Below are 16,165 nucleotides of genomic sequence, written 5' to 3' on the forward strand. Positions count from 1 at the left end.
CCTCAGCGCTCCTCGGGCTTCACATGTCCGGGGTGGTGCGCCGCGAGCGTGCGGCGGATGCCGTCGCGCCAGCCGACCGTGCACGGCCCGGTCAGGCGCCGCCGCAGCGTGGGGTCGAACTGGTAGGTCTCGCGCGTGACATCGCTCGGTACGAGCTTGGCCGGGACACCGGAGAGCTCTTCCAGATACCGCACGCAGTCGGTCATCCCGACCGGCTCGTCACCGCCCCAGTTGACCAGCGTCGCGGGGGTCGCGGCCGCCTCCCACAGCCGGGGCACCTGGGCCACCAGGTCGCTCGTGTACAGCAGCGAGCACCAGTTCTGGCCGGTCCGCGGCACCGGGATGGGCTCACCGGCGAGCATCCGCGCGAAGTACAGCATGGGCACTCCGCCGTAACCGCCGGGTCCGTATGCGATGTTGAGGCGGGCGATGGTGGTGGGGACGCCGAGCACCTGGGCGAAGGCACGCACCGCGCCCTCGGTGGCGATCTTGCCGACCGGGTAGGCGGGCAGCCAGTCCGCGACGCCGTCGACCGGGTCGCTCTCGGTGTACTTGTGGTCGAGCGTCTGCTTCTTGTAGACCGCCCCGGTCGACACGTACAGGAACGCCTCGGCGCGTCGGCAATGACGCATCAGACGGCCCGCGGCGACCGCGTTGACCTCGGCGGCGGCGTTGAAGTCGCCGTCGTCGCCGCGGCGCACCGCCGAGTGCAGCACATGGGTGAAGTCGTCGGGCAGGCCGCGCAGCGGGTCCCCGGAGACCTCGTCCATGTCCCAGCGCCAGGTGGTGACGGACCGCTCACGCAACTCCCGTTCCACCCCCGGTGTACCGAACCGGCCGATGCACCAGACCTCGTTCTCCGCGGCCAGCGCCTCGGCCACCGGGCGGGCGACCTGCCCGGTGCCTCCGGTGATCAGAATCTTTCGGCCCTTCACTGCTCTCCCTCGCCGTCACCCATCGCCCGGTCCAGCTCCCGGCGCAGAATCGCCTGGAACTCGGCCACATGGCGTGGGCCCATCAGTGTGTAGTGCTCGCCCGGCACCTCGATGTACCGGTTGTCCGTCGTGGTGTGGTCGTCCCAGCGGCGCAGTTCGTGGGCCAGCCAGTTCTCCTTGGTGCCGCGCAGCGGGGTGGCGTAGAAGACGCTTATCGAGCGCACCGAGCCGCTCGGTTCATACGTCCGTCCCAGGTCCGTGAGGCTGTCCGCGAGCTCCGCCCAGTCGCCGAACCTGGCCAGGTCCAGGTCGAGTTCGCGCAGCCGCCGGTCAGGGGCGAGCTCGATGAAACGCGCCAGCTGCTCGGCGCGCGGCAGGCCGCGCAGCCGGCCGGGCAGTTCGAGGGACTGCTTCTTGTCGATGAGGGCGAGGAAGAAGGCCAGGTTGGCCGCGGTCTCGACGAAGTCGAGTTCTTCCATGCGGTACTTGATGTGCGGCGGCAGATTGAAGCTGCCGACGAAGTCGACCCGTTCGCCCTGGGACTCGAGGACCTTGGCGATCTCGAAGGCGACCGCGCCGCCGTAGGAGTACCCGGCTATCGCGTACGGGCCGTGCGGCTGCCGGCCGCGGATGGCGGTGACATAGGTGTCGACCATCTCCTCGAAGGTGGCGAAGGGCTTCTCCCCCTCGTTGAAGCCGCGGGCGCGCAGCGCGTAGAAGGGGCGGTCGCCCGTGAAGTACTTGGCGAGGTTGACGAAGACCAGGACCTCGCCGACGCCCGGGTGGACGCAGAACAGGGGCGTTTTGGTGCCGCTGCGCTGCATCGGTACGAGGGGGTCGTACGGCTCGGGGGCGCCGGGGGCGGCGCGCTCGGCCAGCCGTGTGGCGAGGGCGCGGACGGTGGGGGCGGTCAGCAGGTCGATGACCTGGAGCCCGGGCGCGTCGAGCCGCTGGGCCACCGCGCTGCGCAGTCGGAGGATGTCGAGCGAGGTCCCGCCCAGGTCGAAGAAGTCGGCGGTGGCGCTGACCGAGTCCGGTGCGATCCCGAACAGCTCGGCGTAGATCCCGGCGAGTGTCCGCTCGGTGGCGCCCTCGGGCTCCGTGTGGCCTCCGAGTACGCGCTCGACGAGCTCGGTCACCGAGCGCACCGCGCTGTCGTACGCGCCCGATTCCAGGCGGCGCCGCATCAGCGCCCGCTGGATCTTGCCCAGGCTGGTCTTGGGGAACGCGTCCTTGTCCAGGGGCAGAAGCAGGCCGGGCCGGAAACCCCACTGCGCCACCACGGTGCCGCGCACGGCGGTCAGCACGCGGTGCAGTGCGGCGTCGTCGTCGTGCGGGACCTCGGGGTGGAAGGCCACGACCAGTTGCTCGGTGTCGCTGTGCGCCGGGCGGGTGGGGAAGGCGGCGACGTAGGAGCGGGACACTCCGTCGAGCTGTTCGAGCGCGCTCTCCACCTCGTGGCTGAAGTAGTTGACGCCATTGACGATGACGCTGTCCTTGCTGCGTCCCACCAGGGTGAGACGGCCCGCGGTGATCCGGCCGAGGTCGCCGCTGCGGAACCAGCCGTCGGCGGTGAACGCCTCGGCGGTGGCCCGGGGATTGTTGTAGTAGCCGGTCGTGACGACGGGTCCGGACAGCTGGAGTTCGCCGGTCTCGCCCTCGGGCAGCGCCCTGTCGCCGTCGTCCGCGATTCGGATGCGCAGCCCTTCGACGGGGGTGCCGACGGCGGCGAACTCCTGGTCGTGGTCGGCCTCGGGGAAGCCCAGGTTGTAGATGCTGCCGGCGCAGGTCTCGGTCATCCCGAAGGCGGGCCACAGGATCTCGGGGCCGAGTCCGTACGGCGCGAAGCGCTCGAGGAAGGCACGGCCGGTGGCGCCGACCACCGCCTCCCCGCCGCTGATCAGGTGCCGCAGCGAGGACAGGTCGAGGGGCTCGGCTCCGGGCTCGGTCGTCAGGAGCAGTCCCAGCAGGAAGTTGGGAGCGAAGGTCGCCGTGACCCGGTGGCGGGAGAGCAGCCGCACGAACTCCAGTGGTTCGCCGAGGACGGCCGACGGCTCGGCATGGCACTGCCGGGAGCCCGCGTACAGCGGCAGCAGATGGCATTCGAGGAGGGCCGCGACATGGTCGAACGACACCCAGTTGAGGGTGGTGTCGGCGGCGGTGAGCCGGTGGTAGCCGTTCTTGCCGGCCATCGACGCGAGCAGGTTGGCGTGGCTGAGCCGGACCGCCTTGGAGTTGCCGGTCGACCCGGAGGTCAGCACGAGCACGGCGATGTCCTCGGGGGCCGCCCGGTGCGGCTCGGCGGCCGGCGCGGAAGGCTCCACGCCGTGCAGCGACTCGATGGCGGCGACCCGGAGCCCGTCCGTCGCGGGCAGTTCGGCGGCGAGGGACGCCTCGGTGAGCACCAGCGGGCTCTCCAGCAGGGTGTTCACATGGGTGAGCTGGGCGGCCCAGCGGGTCGGGTCGCCGCGCTGCGGGGAGAGCGGACACGGCACGAATCCGCCGAGCAGACAGGCCCAGAAGGCGGTGAGGAAATTCCGGGGGCGTTCGAGAATCAGGACCACTTTGTCGCGCGGGGCCAGGCCGCGGGCGCACAGGGCGGAGTGGAGGAGGCGGGCTTCCTTCAGGAGCTCGGGGTAGCTCTGGAACTCGTGCGGTGCGTCGGCACCGCCGAGGCAGTAGGTGAGCCCGGATTCCGCATGGTTCCGCGCGGTTCGGGTGAGCAGGTCCGTGATGTTCGAAATCGGGGAGTTGTTCGTCAGTGCTTTCTTCAAGGAACGCTCCGGAATCGAATCCTGAATGGAAACACGGAGACCCTAGGCGCCGGAATTTTCGTGGAGTGCGGAAAGACCTGTAGCGGCCAGCTCTTGCAGGTTGCTGACACATCGATCACCGCATGGCCACGACTTTGGTTGGCGATTCAAATAAACAGGCGAGTGTCTCGTGTGCGGTGCGCCACAGGAAGAGTGGGGAAGCGATTTGACAGACAACTGCCAGCGGATGAGTACAACCCCGCTCCGGCCTGGCGAATTGGTCAGCTTTCTGCCAGCGTATGCGGTTCGGTTTGGGGAGATTTACGCCCTAAGTCTTGTTTTTTCTTGAGCGATAAACCGGCCCTTGCCCGACGCGCGGGCCGAAGATTTGTTGACTGAAAGTGAGCGCCCGAACTATCGTGGGCGGTGATTTGTCAACTGGCTGCCTGTCGCGGTTCGACGTCTTTTCCGGGGCGCATCGAACGCGTCGACAGGAATTTGCCAATTGTGCGGTCCTGGTTGACGCCGGGGCAGTATGTGCGAATGCGAGATGCCTGGACGGACGGGGGAGTCGTCAGTGACAGGTGCCGATGGGCCGACCGGAGCTGCGGTCGGCGGGGACGGCGCCGAGACGGTCGTGCGGCCGCCCGCGCAATCGACGGCGGACGACGACCACGGTGCGTCTGTGGAGGAGGCGCTCCTCAAGGCCCATGCGCTGATCGACTCCACCGTCGACCTGTACCACCGCCGATCCGCCGGCCCCGCCGCACTGCTGCGCACCAATGGAGTCCCGGTCGGCGGATCCCTGGAACAGCTCATCGGCCGGGCCCGGCACACCGTGAGCATCACCCTGACCCACGCCGACGAGTGGGCGGAGGCCGCGCGGAATCTGGTGCCCCGCATACCGGCCCAGGTCACGGTGCGGGCACTGTGCACCGTCGAGGCCGCGGACCTGCTGCCGGCGCCGCCCACCCCGCCCGACGACGTACGCCTGGAACTACGGGTGACCGCCTGCCCCGTGCCCGAGACCCTGGTGGTCGACGGCACCTCGGCCCTGGTGCGTACGACCGAGAAGATGGGCGGCCACACCGCCGTGGTGAACGACGTCGCCGCGGTGCGTGCCCTGGAAATACTCTTCGCCGGTGCCTGGTCACGGGGGCGCGGGCTCACCGAGCACCTGCTGATGCGCGAACGGCTCAGCACCGAACTCGCCCGGGAGATCCTGGTGCGGCTGAGCGAGGGCAAGACCGACGAGGCCGCGGCCCGCGAGCTCGATGTCTCCCTGCGTACCTACCGACGGTACGTCGCCAGGTTCCTGCGTGAGCTCGATGTGGACTCCCGCTTCCAGGCGGGTGTGAGAGCGGCGGAGCTGGGGTTGATCGCACCGGCCTCGGCGCGGAACGGCGGTGCGAGGGGCCGCGGTGGGGACTAGGCCGCGCGGAGGTGAGCCGGAGCGGGGAGCACTGCGGCGCAGGGCGGGACAGCCGGCGGACGATCTGGAGCAGGCGCTGCTCAAGGTGCGGACACTGATCGAGTCGACCGTGGCGCTGCACCGCGACCGCAGCGTCGAGGAGCAGCTGATCACCGAGGTCGAGGGCGGCTACGACGTGGTGCTCGACACCGCGCGCCGCCTCATCCGCGAGGCCACCCGCACCATCGACATCGTGCATGCCCGGGTGTCGGGCACGGACGGGCCCACCGGCGCGGAACCGGAGCTGATCCACGGTGCTGCCGAGCCGGTGTCGGTGCGGCTGCTGACCGTACCCGTGTTCCTGGATGCCTCGCCCGACCCCGAACAGTTCGTCAGGGAGCGGCCGATGGCGATCCGGGTGGCTCCGGTTCCACCGCTGCAGGCGCTGCTGGTCGACGGCGCCCGCGCCCTGGTGGTGGCCGAGTCCCCGACCGGTCCGCGCGCCTCGCTGATCCGGGCGCCCGAGTTCCTGCACACCCTGAACTCCCTCTACGAGACGGTCTGGGGCCAGGCGGTGCCCGCGCAGGAACGGATCGTCTTCGCGAGCCCCGAACGGGCCCAGCTGGCCCGGCAGGTGCTGGGCGCGCTGCGGGCCGGGGTCACCGACGAGGTGGCCGCCCGCGAGCTCACGGTCTCGGTGCGCACCTACCGCCGCCATGTGGCCGAGATCATGGCACTGCTCGGCGCCAACTCCCGCTTCCAGGCCGGGGTCCGGGCCGCCGAACTGGGCCTGCTGCCACCGCTCCCCCAGGGAACCGACAGCTGATCGCCTGCCCCGGAATTCCGCTGGCAGCTTCCTGAAAGTTCCGTTGCCGCGTGCAATGCCAGGCATTTGGATGAAGGTGTGGAAGGCACTCAGTCCCTTCGCGGATGTCTTCCCTGCGGCATGCTTCCCCCGGCGTGCCGCCCTTGCGGAACACGCCTGCGGAAGACGGAAATCATGAATCAGCCATCCATCGGCCTGGTGTTTCCCGGACAGGGGACACAGAAGGCGGGAATGGGCGAGGTCTGGCGGGACACCCCGTCCTGGAAACTCACCGAGTCCCTTTCCGAAGCCACTGGAGAAGACCTCTCCGAACTGCTCCTGCATACCCCCGCCGAGCAGTTGCTGCGCACCGACCTGGCCCAGCTCACGGTGTTCGCCGTGGGCGTCGTCGCCCATGCCGAGATGATGCGCCGTGACGTGTTGCCCGGCACGGTCGTGGCGTGTGCGGGGCACAGCCTGGGCGAGTACACGGCCCTGGTCGCGGCCGGCGCGCTCACCGTCGACGCGGCGGCTCGGCTCGTCGCCGCGCGGGGCCGGGCCATGCGCGACGCCACGCGGATGCGCGAGGGCACCATGGGCGTCCTGGTCGCGGCGCCGCTGCCGGATGTGACGGAGCTGGTGCGCGAACTGCGCGACGAAGGCGCCGAGTTGTGGGTCGCCAATGTCAACGCGCCGGGCCAGACCGTGGTCTCCGGCTCCGCCGAAGGCATTGAGCTGGCCGCCGAGCGGGCACCGTCGATCGGCGCCAAGGCGATCCGGCTCAAGGTGGCGGGCGCCTTCCACAGCCCCTATATGGCGCCCGCCGCGGACGCCCTGCGGCTCGCCCTGCGGGACACCGTCTTCGCGCCGGCGCATCTGCCGGTGGTGGCGAACGTCGACGCCCGGCCCCACGGCGGCGACGGCGACTGGCCGGAGCTGGCCGCCCGCCAGCTCACCTCGCCGGTGCTGTGGGAGCAGTCGGTGCGCACCCTCACCGAGGAGCTCGGCTGCCGCCGCCTGGTCGAGCTCGGACCCGGCAGCACCCTCGCGGGAATGATCCGCCGGATCGCCCCCGCGATCGAGGTGCTGTCGGTGGACGGTCCCGACGCCCTGCCCACCGACCGAGTGACGAGGGGAGTTCACGATGACGCCGGCCGAGAAGGTCGATGAGCTCGCGCGCATCCGGGAAGGCGTGCTCGCCGGGGTGGACCGGGCCACCGAGGCGCAGCACGCCAAGGGCAAGCTGACCGCGCGGGAACGCCTCGCGCTGCTTTTCGACGAGGGTTCGTTCACCGAGGTGGAACAGCTGCGCCGGCACCGGGCCACCGGGTTCGGACTGGAGGCGAAGCGGCCGTACACCGACGGGGTGGTGACCGGCTGGGGCACGGTTCAGGGCCGCACGGTCTTCGCCTTCGCCCATGACTTCCGGATCTTCGGCGGGGCGCTCGGCGAGGCCCATGCCACCAAGATCCACAAGATCATGGATCTCGCGCTGTCGGCGGGGGCCCCGCTGGTCTCGCTGAACGACGGCGCGGGGGCGCGCATCCAGGAGGGTGTGAGCGCCCTGGCCGGTTACGGCGGGATCTTCCAGCGCAACACCAAGGCGTCGGGCGTCATTCCGCAGATCAGCGTGATGCTCGGCCCGTGCGCGGGCGGTGCCGCCTACAGCCCCGCACTGACCGACTTCGTCTTCATGGTCCGTGACACCTCGCAGATGTTCATCACCGGGCCCGATGTGGTCAAGGCGGTGACCGGCGAGGAGATCACACAGAACGGCCTCGGCGGCGCCGATGTGCACGCGGGGACCTCCGGAGTGGCGCACTTCGCGTACGACGACGAGGAGACCTGCATCGCCGAGGTCCGCTATCTCCTGTCGATGCTCCCGGCCAACAACCGTGAGCTGCCGCCGTCCATGCCGGTCGAGGACCCGGTCGACCGGCGCTGCGAGCGTCTGTCCGATCTGGTGCCGGTCGACGGCAACCGGCCGTACGACATGCGCGAGGTCATCGCCGAACTCGTCGACGACGGGGAGCACATGGAGGTCCACGAGCGCTGGGCGGGCAGCGTCATCACCACCCTGGCCCGGCTCGGCGGCCAGGTCGTCGGCATCGTCGCCAACCAGCCCCAGGCCCTCGCCGGGGTCCTGGACATCCACTCCTCCGAGAAGGCGGCGCGCTTCGTGCAGATGTGCGACTCCTTCAATATCCCGCTGGTGACCCTGGTCGATGTGCCCGGCTTTCTGCCCGGCGTGGACCAGGAGCACGGCGGCATCATCCGGCACGGCGCCAAACTGCTCTACGCCTACTGCAACGCCACCGTCCCGCGTGTCCAGGTCATTCTGCGCAAGGCCTACGGCGGCGCGTACATCGTCATGGACTCGCGTTCCATCGGGTGCGACCTCTCGCTCGCCTGGCCCGCAAACGAGATCGCGGTGATGGGTGCCGAGGGCGCCGCCAACGTCGTGTTCCGGCGTGAGATCGCCGCCGCCGACGACCCGGACGCGACGCGGGAGCAACTGGTCAAGGAGTACAAGGCCGAGCTGATGCATCCGTACTACGCCGCCGAGCGCGGACTCGTCGACGATGTCATCGACCCCGCCGACACCCGCTCCACGCTGATCGGAGCACTGTCGATGCTGCGCGCCAAGCACGCGCCGCTGCCGTCGCGCAAGCACGGCAATCCCCCCGCATGAGCGGCACGGACACGCCGGAGCCGCCGCTCGAAGGGCCGCTCGGAGCCACCCTGTTGAAGGTCATCAGGGGCGCCCCGACGGCCGAGGAGCTTGCCGTCGTCACGGTCCTGCTCACCACCCTCGCCACGGCGGCCGACGACGGGCCGCAGCCCGGCTCCGAGCCGGCCGCCGCGACCTGGGACCGGCCCGTCGACCGCTCGCCCGTCTCCTGGCCGGCCCTCCGCTGAGCCCTGTCACCTGGCCGGCCCCTCCGCTGAACCCCGTCTTCTGGCCGGCCCTCCGCTGAACCCTGTCACCTGGCCGGCCCCTCCGCCGGGCCGCGTCACAGGCCGGCGAGCAGCGACGCCGCGGACTCCTGCGCGAGTTGCTCCGCGTGAGCGGGCAGCTCCTCGCCCGCGCGCAGCGGCCGCCGTACGACGGTCAGCGGCAGATCGATGACGGCCAGGGCGACCCGCTCGGCCGCCATCCGGTCCTGGGCGCCAAGTGCTTCGCACAGTTGGGCGACCGCGCTCCGGACCCGGCGGCGGTTCGCGGCGGCCCGCCGTGCGTCGTCGGCGGGCCAGTCGGGCTGCCCGAACGCGTCCGGACCGTGCAGCAGGACGGCCGCCGCATGGGGGTGGGCGCGGCTCCAGGCGACGACATGGTGTGCGGCGCCGCGCGCGGCGCGGTGTGGATCGACGTCGTCGAGGGCGGCGAACCAGCCCTCCTGAAAGCTCTCGACGGTGCGCACCCACAACGCGCCAAGGAGCGCCGAGCGGGACGGGAAGCGGTGATAGACCGACCCGCTCGGCGCGCCCAGCTCCTTCGCGACCGCGGCCATGGTGACGCCGTGCGGGCCCGTCGCGGCGGCCAGCCGGAGCGCCGTGTCCAGCAGCTGGTCCCTGTCGTACCGAGATGGCCTCGCCATGTATTGGAGCGTACCCTCCAATACAAATAGAGACTGCTCTCTGAAACGAGGTTCCTGGTGGCTGTGCTCAATGTTCACGAGCGTGTGTTCCCGGCGAGGCCCGAGGACGTGGGGGCCCTGCTCGACTCCCTCGCCGGCCCCGACGACCAGGTGTGGCCCGGCGGGCAGTGGCCGGCGCTGCACCTGGACCGGGGCCTGGCCGTCGGCTCGCACGGCGGGCACGGACCGGTCCGCTACACGGTCGCCGCGTATGTGCCGGGGCAGTGGGTCCGCTTCGAGTTCAGCGCCCCGCGGGGCTTCCACGGGTTCCACGAGTTCACCGTGCATCCGGCCCGTGACGGCCATGCCGCACTGCGCCACACCCTGTCGATGCGCGCACGCGGAGCGGCCCGGCTGACCTGGCCCATGATGTTCCGCTGGACGCACGACGCGCTGATCGAGGACGGCCTCGACGGCGTCGAGCGCACCCTGACCGGTACGGTCGCGCATCCCGCGCGCTGGAGCGCCCGGGTGCGATTCCTGCGGCTGATCCGCCGGGTTGCATCCGGCTCACGTCAGAAACCTGCCAGCCCGGCCGAATGACAGCGATGTCCACCGCTCGTCGACGGCACCTTGTGCCCCCGCCCATTGCCTGCTCTCGCGCGCGCACGTAGCTTGATCGAGACGCCCGACCGGGACAGTGTCGTCCCAGGTCACCGGCGTCATATTCCATGTCATGTACGGGGGTACGTGCCGAGGGGACCGCGCGCCGACGACCAAGGCCGCCGTCCTCGGAACGCTGACGCCCCGTCATGAGGGAAAGACAAGAGCGGGGGATCAAGAACATGACGGGTCACGGGCTTCACCCGGACCGTAGTGCCACACCTATCGGAAACGACCTGGAACACGCGTTGCTGCGCATGCGGGTTCTGGTCGAGGAAGCGGTGTCCAAGGCGCGGGACACCAGCGGACCGGCCGGCGGCGCGCTCGCCGTACTGCCGGACCCCAGCGACGAGCGGATCCGAATGAGCGCGGAGCGGTTGATCTCCACCGCGCGCCGGTCCGTGTCGCTCGCGCTTCCCTATCGCGCCCCCACCTCGGGCCGCGCCGGCGTGCAGAGCCTCACCACGCTGATGGACCGGCTGCGGCAGATCAACGCCGCCGGCGTCACCGTCCGTATCCTCGGCGGCCCGGGGATCCTCGACGACCCCCATGTCCGGCGCCATCTGGACCAGTGCGGCCCCGACACCGGCCTGCACCTGCGGATATCCAGCCAGCGCCACCAGGCGGTGGTCATCGTGGACGAGAGCATCGCCCTGCTCAACGCCGAATTCGGCAGAGCCGGGCGGCAGTCGCTGACCGTTCGGGTCCCGGCCGTGCTGCGTGCCCTGGACACCCTGTACACGGGGGCCTGGTCCAAGGCCACCCCGGCCGCCTACTACCGGAAGATCTTCGTGCGCAGCCGTAACGAGATGACCCGGCGGGTGCTGGAGTCCCTCTTCTCCGGCAGCACCGATGAGGCCGCGGCGCAGGCCCTGGGCCTGTCCGTGCGCACCTACCGGCGTCATGTCGCGGGCCTCATGCAGGAGCTCGGTGCCGGCTCCCGGTTCCAGGCGGGCGCACGGGCCGTCGAACTGGGGCTCCTGGAGCCGCAGTTGGCCGCCGGGTAACCGCCCCGTACGAAGGCCGCCCCCCGGCAGCTCACGCTGCCGGGGGGCGGCCTTCCTTCAGCTGTGGCGGCGGCGCACTCACCACGCCCCTGCGGCGCGCACGAAGGGCAGGGGGGTGTGGGGGCGTACGGGGGCCAGGGTTGCCCGCATCACGCTCCACGCGTCGGCGACGACCTGCTCGTAGGGCGGGCGCGGACCGTGGGTGACCGCGTCCTCGACCACCGCCCACAGCGCCGCCGTCGCGGCGGTCGACCGCACCTCCACGGCCGGGGTGAGCGAGACCCGAACGACGCTCAGGCGCCGGGCCAGCGCGGTGGCCTGGGCACGCCTGGCGTCGCGCATCGCCCGGCCGGGCGGGCGCGCGAAGACGGCCGGGGACAGCGGGTTGCGGTACACCTGGTGGATCCAGGCCGCGACCCTCAGCCGCTCGTCGCCGAGGCGGCCGGTGGCCGGGGCCCGGACGGTGCGGTCGACCGCCCGCTCCAGGGCCTTGAAATAGTGGGCCACGTCGTGGTCCGTCAGCCCGGTGCGCTCCCGTGCCGCCGTCGGCGGCGGTTTCGCGGCCATGACATCAACTCCCCCTCGTGCGGGCTGCTTCCCAGCGCCGGACGGTCGGTCAGCGCACGGTCGCGTACACCGCGATGGCGCCGCTCATGAGACCCAGCGCGATGCACAGCGGCGAGTACAGCACCGCGTTGAGCCGCTGGAACTCGCCGGTGGCGTTCGCCCCCATCAGATAGCCGCCGAGGCCACGGCCGAGCAGCACCAGAGCGAGTCCGTAACTGCCCGCGATGCACAGCCAGTCCGGTCCGACCTCGGGAACGGACCCGTTGGTCATCAGGCTGACGGCGCCGCCGCCGAGCAGGACCACACCCACCAGGGCGGAGAGCGGCGCCGGCGGCATGGTGCCGCTCGCGTTGCCGAGCACCGCCTTGGTGAAGGCCACCTCGTCCTTGAGCGGCCACGGCGAGAACGCCCAGATGAAATGGAGCACGCCGATGACCGTCAGTCCTGCCGTCAGGACTGCCGTGACCAGGGTGGGGATCATGACCGCCTCTTCTCTCGGTTCATACGGGGGGGGTGGGCGGGCGCGGACCGTGCGCGCCCGCCGAACACGATCGGGCCGAACGCCGGACCGGTGCCCTAGACGACGATGCCGCCGTCGATCTGCACGACGGTCCCCGTGATGTACGCGGCCCGGTCGGAGGCCAGGAAGGCGACGAGCTCGGCCACCTCGTCGGCGGTGCCGACCCGGCCGAGCGGGACCCGCTCGACCATCTTGCGCATATGGCCGGCGTCCAGCCCGGCCACCATGTCCGTCTCGATGAAGCCCGGAGCGACCGCGTTGGCACGGATGCCGTACGGGCCCACCTCCTTCGCGACGGACTTGGTGAATCCGATGATCCCGGCCTTGGTGGAGGCGTAGTTGGACTGGGTCGGGGTGCCGTGGACGCCCGCGACCGAGGAGACCGTGATGATGCTGCCGGAGCGGCGCTTCAGCATCTCGAAGACGACCGCCCGGCAGGCGTTGTAGGTGCCGGTGAGGTTGACGTCGAGGGTCTCCTGCCACTGGTCGTCCTTCATCAGCAGCAGGGGGTTGTCCCGCACGATACCGGCCGAGGTGACCAGCACGTCGATCGGGCCCAGCTCCTCGCCGACCTGCTTGACCAGGCCGCGCACCGAGTCGGCGGACGCGACGTCGGCGCGGGCGGCCAGGACCCTGGTGCCGTACTGCGCGGCCTCCTTGCGGACCAGTTCGGCGGCCTCGGCCTGCGACGAGTAGCAGAACGCCACGTCGTGGCCGTCCTGGGCGAGGCGAAGGACACAGGCGCGGCCGATGCCCCGGGAACCTCCGGTGACCAGGGCCACCTTCGCGGCCGGCTTGTTGTCATGCTGCTCAGGCACGGGTGGACTCTCCTTGTTCCGTACGGACGGGTGCGCCCTGGTCCTCGGGGGCGGCCAGTTCGCCGCCCGGGCGCATGGTGATCACGATCGAGCCGACGGTCAGCAGCGGCCGGCCGTCGAGCAGGCTCTCTCCCTCGAAGATCAGCGTCGTGCCGACGCTGCGGACATGGCGCACCCGGTGTTCGACCAGGCTCCCCGGCAGGGCCTCGCCGTGTACCTCGATGCCGCTGATCGAGCCGAAGAGCATGACCAGACCGGCGCGTTCCTCGGCGCTGACCCGCTCCCAGGTCGCGAGCACCCCCGCCGACTGGCACCAGGACTCGACCAGCAGGGAGACCGGATAGGCGTGATCGGCGTCGTCCGCGCCGTCCGGCACATCGGCGTACCAGGGCTCGTTGCAGGTGATCGCCTTGACGGCGGTGAGGGAGACGCCCGGGTCGATCTCGGTGACACGGTCGACGAGCAGCATCGGGTAGCGGTGCGGCAGCGTCTCCTTGATACGGCTCGCGGTGATCATGCGGCTCCCTCGATCGCCTCGGTCGCCTCGGAGCCGGAATCCGCCAGCTCGTACCCGAGGCGTATCTGCGCGGTTCTGCCGCGGGCCGTGGACAGCGTCGCGTACGCCTTCCAGGCGCCGGACTTGAGCTTCCAGGCCAGTTCCACGGTCAGGTCGTCGCCGGGAAACACGGGGCTGAGGAAGCGCACCGACTCCACGGCGGTGAGCACGGGGCGGCCGGTGGCGGGCGGGTGGGCCCGGACCGCGTGATGGACGCACTCGACCAGGCAGACCCCCGGGAAGATCGGGAAGTCCGGGTAGTGGCCGCGGAAGACCTGCTCGTCGGCGGCCACGCTGATCCGGGCGACGGCGCCTTCCGGGCGGGTTTCCGGGATCTGCACGGTGCGGTTGAGCGGGGTGGCGAAGCCCACGGTCATGGGACGTACAACTCCTTTCGTCTGAGGGCGGGTTCAGTGCGGCCGGGGCGTCACATGGGTGAGCGAGACATTGCCCTGGGCGGAGACGCCGACGACCAGCTGCGGCCCGGCACCTGGTTCCCGCAGGGCCTCGGTGACGTGCAGCACCGGAGTCAGGCACCCGACGCCGGCCGGGTGGCGGGCGACCGCGGTGCCGAGCCCGGCCGCGACGGCCTCGGTGACGGCGTCGTCCGCCCCCACGAGGCGTACGGGAGGGAGCGGTCCGGACAGGCCGAGCCCGTCGAGGGCGGCGCCGAGCAGCCGGGCGGCCGTACCGGCCCCGTCCGCGGCCGCGGCGACCGGCGGCGGCAGCAGGAAGCTGCGCACCCGGACCCGGCCGTGCACCCGGCCGCCGCGTGCCGCGACGACCGCGGCCGGCTCCACGACCAGCGCCACAGCCCCGTCCTCGCTGCCCTCGCTGCCCGGTTCCGACCAGTCGAGGGGGGACTCGGCGGCACCGGCCAGGAGCCACCGTGCCCGCCCGGCGAGAAGCGCCCTGCTGCCGTGTTCGAGGGCCTCCAGACCCGCGACCGCGGGGCTGTGCACGCCGAGGCTGTAGCCCTTCAGGGCGTGCTCCATCGCCACCCGGCTGCCGACCAGGTTGACCGAGAAGTACGGCACCGACGCGGGGCTCAGCAGCGTCGAGTCGCTCTCGATCACCGTGCGGTCGAACTCGCCGTACAGCCGCGACATCCCGTTGTTGGTGCCGATGGTGACCGCGCGGTGATGCTCGGGCACGTCCGCCAGGTCGGCGCCGGTGTCGGCGAGCGCCCGGCCGGTCGCGGCGAGGAGATACTGGCTGGCCTGCGGCAAGTACTTGTAGCCCCGGCCCAGTTGGGCCCGGTGGTCGAACCAGGCGCCGGTCCGCTCGCCCGCCGGGTCGAGGACCTCGGGGGTGACCACACCGATACCGGTGATCACCGGGTCCACGGCGGTGGTGGTCGTGGCGGTCATCGCGGCTCACCTCGCAGCAGAAGGGACATGTTGTTGCCGCCGAAGGCATAGGAGTTGACCATCGCGACGCGGCCGGCCGGGGTCCGCTCGACCGGCACCCGCACCGGGCACTCGGGGTCGGGGTCGGCCACGGGCAGGTTCGGCGCCATGACCTGGTGGTGCAGGAAGAGCGCGGCCGCCACGACGGCGAGCCCGCCCGAGGCGCCACCGGTGTGCCCGAGCAGCGCCTTCAGGCTGTACAGCGGAATCTCGGCCGTGCGCTCGCCGAACACCCCGTACATCGCCTGGGTCTCGATGAGGTCGTTGAGCTTGGTCCCGGTGGCGTGCGGCACCACGAAGTCGACCTCGTCGGGGGTGTGGCCCGCCTCGGCGAGGGCGTCCCGCATCGCCCTGATGATCTGGCCGCCGTCCGGGTCGAGACCGGTGGCGTGGTACGCCTCGCAGCTCCATCCGGAGCCGGTCAGGGTCGCGTAGACACGGGCACCACGGGCTCGCGCCGCATCCGCCCGCTCCAGGACGACCGCGCCCGCGCCCTCCCCGAGCACGGTGCCGCCGCGGGTGGCGTCGAAGGGACGGCAGCTGACCGGGTCGAGCGCTCCCACCTGGTTGAACGCGGCGTGCGCGACCCGCGAGTACGTCTCGAAGCCCCCGGCGATCACGGTGTCCGCCTCACCCGCACGGATCATGTCGACGCCGGTCGCCATCGAATAGCCGCTGCCCGAGCAGGCGTTGCTGAAGGTGCTGGCCGTGCCGTGCGCTCCGAGCTCCCGGGCGACGACGGACGCGGTGGCGAACACCGGGGTCCAGCGGTCGTCCTCCGGGAAGGACTCGGTGCCGCGCCACTGCTCGATGACATAAGCGTCGGCGATGGAGGAGCCGAACAGCACGGCGGTGCGCGCGGGGTCGGTTCCGGTCGGGCCGGCGTCGGCGACCGCTTCCCTGGCCACCGTGAGGGCGGCCCGGGTGGCACGGCCGATCGCGAGGCCGTCCACGTTCGTGGGCACCTCGGGCAGCGCGCCCTCGGGCAGGAAGTGGAAGGCCGGGATGGGCACATGGGCCAAGGGGTCCGGGGCGACGGACGGGGTGGGGCGGACGGGGTCGAGCAGTCCCTGCCAGAACCGGTCCACGCCCGCGCCGAGACGGCACAGCGCCCCCAGGCCGGTGATGACGACTTCGGTCACC

17 protein-coding genes are annotated in these 16,165 nt (G+C 71.2%); 7 read left to right on the plus strand and 10 right to left on the minus strand.

All coding sequences use genetic code 11. The features are described 5' to 3' along the window. Window positions 1-2 precede the first annotated feature (2 nt). Both ACFPQ9_RS21120 and ACFPQ9_RS21125 read right to left on the minus strand, forming a co-directional pair. Window positions 3-935: an NAD-dependent epimerase/dehydratase family protein gene (locus ACFPQ9_RS21120; protein ID WP_380855132.1), complete on the minus strand. Its 933-nt coding sequence runs from the start codon at window positions 933-935 to the stop codon at window positions 3-5. After that, entirely contained in the window at window positions 932-3,709 is a 2,778-nt protein-coding gene (locus ACFPQ9_RS21125) for an alpha/beta fold hydrolase (protein WP_380855135.1), read from the minus strand. Before ACFPQ9_RS21125 ends, ACFPQ9_RS21120 begins: the two co-directional genes overlap by 4 nt. A 556-nt stretch (window positions 3,710-4,265) precedes the next feature. Here ACFPQ9_RS21125 and ACFPQ9_RS21130 point away from each other — a divergent pair. The 5 genes from ACFPQ9_RS21130 to ACFPQ9_RS21150 all read left to right on the plus strand — a co-directional run bounded on the left by ACFPQ9_RS21130 (window position 4,266) and on the right by ACFPQ9_RS21150 (window position 8,823). Further along, window positions 4,266-5,120 (plus strand): helix-turn-helix domain-containing protein, encoded by an 855-nt coding sequence (locus tag ACFPQ9_RS21130; RefSeq protein WP_380855138.1) that lies wholly within the window; start codon window positions 4,266-4,268, stop codon window positions 5,118-5,120. Next, window positions 5,110-5,925 carry a helix-turn-helix transcriptional regulator gene (locus ACFPQ9_RS21135; protein ID WP_380855141.1) on the plus strand — a complete coding sequence of 272 codons (816 nt, stop codon included), beginning with the start codon at window positions 5,110-5,112 and terminating at the stop codon, window positions 5,923-5,925. Before ACFPQ9_RS21130 ends, ACFPQ9_RS21135 begins: the two co-directional genes overlap by 11 nt. Before the next feature lie 174 nt (window positions 5,926-6,099). Next, window positions 6,100-7,074: an ACP S-malonyltransferase gene (locus tag ACFPQ9_RS21140; protein ID WP_380855144.1), complete on the plus strand. Its 975-nt coding sequence runs from the start codon at window positions 6,100-6,102 to the stop codon at window positions 7,072-7,074. Beyond that, on the plus strand, window positions 7,049-8,596 hold the full coding sequence (locus tag ACFPQ9_RS21145) for an acyl-CoA carboxylase subunit beta (RefSeq protein WP_380855147.1): 1,548 nt from the start codon (window positions 7,049-7,051) through the stop codon (window positions 8,594-8,596). Before ACFPQ9_RS21140 ends, ACFPQ9_RS21145 begins: the two co-directional genes overlap by 26 nt. Beyond that, window positions 8,593-8,823 carry an acyl-CoA carboxylase subunit epsilon gene (locus ACFPQ9_RS21150; protein WP_380855150.1) on the plus strand — a complete coding sequence of 77 codons (231 nt, stop codon included), beginning with the start codon at window positions 8,593-8,595 and terminating at the stop codon, window positions 8,821-8,823. Before ACFPQ9_RS21145 ends, ACFPQ9_RS21150 begins: the two co-directional genes overlap by 4 nt. A gap of 95 nt (window positions 8,824-8,918) precedes the next feature. Here the strand turns inward: ACFPQ9_RS21150 and ACFPQ9_RS21155 are convergent, their stop codons facing one another. Continuing rightward, entirely contained in the window at window positions 8,919-9,503 is a 585-nt protein-coding gene (locus tag ACFPQ9_RS21155) for a TetR/AcrR family transcriptional regulator (protein ID WP_380855153.1), read from the minus strand. Between the two features lie 57 nt (window positions 9,504-9,560). Between ACFPQ9_RS21155 and ACFPQ9_RS21160 the strand changes: the two genes are divergently transcribed. Together ACFPQ9_RS21160 and ACFPQ9_RS21165 are read left to right on the plus strand one after the other, a co-directional pair. Next, window positions 9,561-10,085, plus strand: a complete 525-nt coding sequence (locus tag ACFPQ9_RS21160; protein WP_380855156.1) for an SRPBCC family protein — start codon at window positions 9,561-9,563, stop codon at window positions 10,083-10,085. Between the two features lie 317 nt (window positions 10,086-10,402). Further along, window positions 10,403-11,152, plus strand: a complete 750-nt coding sequence (locus ACFPQ9_RS21165) for a hypothetical protein (protein WP_380855159.1) — start codon at window positions 10,403-10,405, stop codon at window positions 11,150-11,152. 78 nt (window positions 11,153-11,230) lie between these two features. Here ACFPQ9_RS21165 and ACFPQ9_RS21170 read toward each other — a convergent pair whose 3' ends face one another. The 7 genes from ACFPQ9_RS21170 to ACFPQ9_RS21200 form a co-directional block, all read right to left on the minus strand. Further along, a complete protein-coding gene (locus tag ACFPQ9_RS21170; RefSeq protein WP_380855162.1) occupies window positions 11,231-11,719 on the minus strand; it encodes a hypothetical protein in 489 nt (162 codons plus the stop codon). Between the two features lie 49 nt (window positions 11,720-11,768). Continuing rightward, entirely contained in the window at window positions 11,769-12,200 is a 432-nt protein-coding gene (locus tag ACFPQ9_RS21175; protein WP_380855165.1) for a DUF3995 domain-containing protein, read from the minus strand. Between the two features lie 95 nt (window positions 12,201-12,295). Beyond that, window positions 12,296-13,057: a 3-oxoacyl-[acyl-carrier-protein] reductase gene (gene fabG / locus ACFPQ9_RS21180; RefSeq protein ID WP_380855168.1), complete on the minus strand. Its 762-nt coding sequence runs from the start codon at window positions 13,055-13,057 to the stop codon at window positions 12,296-12,298. Further along, window positions 13,050-13,574: a 3-hydroxyacyl-ACP dehydratase FabZ family protein gene (locus tag ACFPQ9_RS21185; RefSeq protein ID WP_380855171.1), complete on the minus strand. Its 525-nt coding sequence runs from the start codon at window positions 13,572-13,574 to the stop codon at window positions 13,050-13,052. Before ACFPQ9_RS21185 ends, fabG begins: the two co-directional genes overlap by 8 nt. After that, complete coding sequence (locus ACFPQ9_RS21190) at window positions 13,571-13,990, minus strand: 3-hydroxyacyl-ACP dehydratase FabZ family protein (protein WP_380855174.1); 420 nt, start codon at window positions 13,988-13,990, stop codon at window positions 13,571-13,573. Before ACFPQ9_RS21190 ends, ACFPQ9_RS21185 begins: the two co-directional genes overlap by 4 nt. A gap of 33 nt (window positions 13,991-14,023) precedes the next feature. Beyond that, window positions 14,024-14,983 (minus strand): beta-ketoacyl synthase N-terminal-like domain-containing protein, encoded by a 960-nt coding sequence (locus ACFPQ9_RS21195; protein ID WP_380855177.1) that lies wholly within the window; start codon window positions 14,981-14,983, stop codon window positions 14,024-14,026. Then, window positions 14,980-16,164 carry a beta-ketoacyl-[acyl-carrier-protein] synthase family protein gene (locus ACFPQ9_RS21200; protein WP_380855180.1) on the minus strand — a complete coding sequence of 395 codons (1,185 nt, stop codon included), beginning with the start codon at window positions 16,162-16,164 and terminating at the stop codon, window positions 14,980-14,982. The genes ACFPQ9_RS21195 and ACFPQ9_RS21200 overlap by 4 nt, the downstream gene beginning before the upstream one ends. Window position 16,165: the final 1 nt, after the last annotated feature.

Origin of the sequence: Streptomyces coerulescens (genome assembly GCF_042657965.1) — a bacterium.
Classification (GTDB): domain Bacteria; phylum Actinomycetota; class Actinomycetes; order Streptomycetales; family Streptomycetaceae; genus Streptomyces; species Streptomyces coerulescens.

What these genes read in the sequence shown, in the direction of transcription:
- ACFPQ9_RS21140 (WP_380855144.1), top strand. Translation starts at nt 6,100, where the DNA reads ATGAATCAGCCATCCATCGGCCTGGTGTTTCCCGGACAGGGGACACAG.
- ACFPQ9_RS21145 (WP_380855147.1), top strand. Translation starts at nt 7,049, where the DNA reads ATGACGCCGGCCGAGAAGGTCGATGAGCTCGCGCGCATCCGGGAAGGC.
- ACFPQ9_RS21150 (WP_380855150.1), top strand. Translation starts at nt 8,593, where the DNA reads ATGAGCGGCACGGACACGCCGGAGCCGCCGCTCGAAGGGCCGCTCGGA.
- ACFPQ9_RS21155 (WP_380855153.1), bottom strand. Translation starts at nt 9,503, where the DNA reads ATGGCGAGGCCATCTCGGTACGACAGGGACCAGCTGCTGGACACGGCG.
- ACFPQ9_RS21165 (WP_380855159.1), top strand. Translation starts at nt 10,403, where the DNA reads ATGCGGGTTCTGGTCGAGGAAGCGGTGTCCAAGGCGCGGGACACCAGC.
- ACFPQ9_RS21170 (WP_380855162.1), bottom strand. Translation starts at nt 11,719, where the DNA reads ATGGCCGCGAAACCGCCGCCGACGGCGGCACGGGAGCGCACCGGGCTG.
- ACFPQ9_RS21175 (WP_380855165.1), bottom strand. Translation starts at nt 12,200, where the DNA reads ATGATCCCCACCCTGGTCACGGCAGTCCTGACGGCAGGACTGACGGTC.
- ACFPQ9_RS21185 (WP_380855171.1), bottom strand. Translation starts at nt 13,574, where the DNA reads ATGATCACCGCGAGCCGTATCAAGGAGACGCTGCCGCACCGCTACCCG.
- ACFPQ9_RS21190 (WP_380855174.1), bottom strand. Translation starts at nt 13,990, where the DNA reads ATGACCGTGGGCTTCGCCACCCCGCTCAACCGCACCGTGCAGATCCCG.
- ACFPQ9_RS21195 (WP_380855177.1), bottom strand. Translation starts at nt 14,983, where the DNA reads ATGACCGCCACGACCACCACCGCCGTGGACCCGGTGATCACCGGTATC.